Annotated in this window: 1 protein-coding gene; it reads left to right on the top strand. The window is 57.7% G+C overall.

Going from position 1 to position 336, the window contains the following annotated elements; translation table 11 throughout:
- Positions 1-336, top strand: a 336-nt coding sequence (locus tag ACG0Z5_RS24050; RefSeq protein ID WP_394451702.1) for an OmpA family protein, incomplete at both ends; no start/stop codon positions are given.

Raw genomic sequence — 336 nt, 5'->3', positions numbered from 1 at the left:
CACAGCCGAAACCTAAACCGGTACCGAAAATTGTCCGCCTCGACAGCATGTCGCTGTTCGATTCCGGCAAGGCAGAGCTGAAAACCGGCTCAACCAAAATGCTGGTGAACTCGCTGGTCGGCGTTAAAGCGAAACCGGGCTGGCTGATTGTCGTGTCCGGCCATACCGATAACACCGGTAACCCGAAACTGAATCAGACGCTGTCCCTGAAACGTGCCGAAGCGGTGCGTGACTGGATGCGTGATACCGGTGATGTGCCGGAAAGCTGTTTTGCGGTGCAGGGCTATGGCGAAAGTCGTCCGATCGCAACTAACGACACCCCGGATGGGCGCGCGC

This window comes from Scandinavium sp. M-37 (assembly GCF_043558715.1).
Classification (GTDB): Bacteria; Pseudomonadota; Gammaproteobacteria; order Enterobacterales; family Enterobacteriaceae; genus Scandinavium; species Scandinavium vulneris_A.
The sequence above is the reverse complement of the archived record's forward strand: the minus strand, read 5'-3'. Positions and strand labels throughout refer to the sequence as shown.